A 912-nucleotide genomic window follows, 5' to 3' on the forward strand; every position below is an offset into this window, starting at 1 on the left:
CCCTCCTAATCGGAACGGGCGGAAACACGGGCAACCAGGCGGCAACAACCGTTACACGCGCACTGGCACTCGGTGATGTGCGCCCGCGCGACGTATTAAAAGTGATGGGCCGTGAGATCCGCATCGGCCTACTCCTCGGCTTCATGCTCGGAGCGATCGGATTCCTAGCCGCGTCGGTCTTCTACAGCACCCAGATCGGCATGGTGATTGGCCTAACCCTCTTGGCAATCTGCACTCTAGCTGCAACCGTGGGCGGCACCATGCCCCTCATCGCCCGCAAGATCGGCGTGGACCCGGCCGTGTTTGCAAACCCATTCATTACAACGCTGGTGGATGCCACCGGTCTGGTCATCTACTTCCTCGTCGCCAAGGCGGTACTCGGTATCTAACAACCTCTTTATTGAGGCGAAGGGCAGACCACAGCCTCGTAACAAAAAGTTGGAGGGCGCCGCCGCGCCCTCCAACCAATATCAGCTCTTTTCAACCTCTACCGGCTAAAACCAGCCTCTTGAACCGTCTTGCCAATGCGGTTTGCAATACGCTGCTTGACCTCATCGGTAGCCGTCTCGCTAATGAGCTTCGGGTTGCCAAAGGCATCCGGGTAAAGCTCAACCTTTAGCGGATTACGCTTCGTCTTTACGATCCACCAGATGTGGTAGACAAACAAGCCCGCGTTGAACACGAGCGCCAAGAAGGCGATGGTGAACATTGCCGTCGGGTTTTGGCTGTGCTCGTGCGCGAACTGAGTCTCATAGGTAAACCGTGGGAACGTGAGCACAAATGCGGACCAGAACGTGAGGGTGTAAGCCCGGTACTGGATCCAAGCACCTCGCCCCATCTTCATGAACGCCGAAATGGTACATGCCGCAAGCAGAGCAACGCCCGAATACCACGCGCGATCAGACAGGCAGT

Annotated in this window: 2 protein-coding genes; one reads left to right on the forward strand and one right to left on the reverse strand. The window is 57.1% G+C overall.

Annotation, left to right across the window (positions count from 1 at the left end):
* Positions 1 to 389, forward strand: a 389-nt coding sequence (locus HMPREF1627_RS00750) for a magnesium transporter (protein WP_034500332.1), incomplete at its 5' end; no start/stop codon positions are given.
* Positions 390 to 487: 98 nt separating this feature from the next.
* Here HMPREF1627_RS00750 and HMPREF1627_RS00755 read toward each other — a convergent pair.
* A partial coding sequence (locus HMPREF1627_RS00755; RefSeq protein ID WP_034500333.1) for a DUF5692 family protein occupies positions 488 to 912 on the reverse strand: 425 nt, incomplete at its 5' end.

The organism is Actinomyces sp. S6-Spd3, from assembly GCF_000758755.1.
Taxonomy (GTDB): domain Bacteria; phylum Actinomycetota; class Actinomycetes; order Actinomycetales; family Actinomycetaceae; genus Pauljensenia.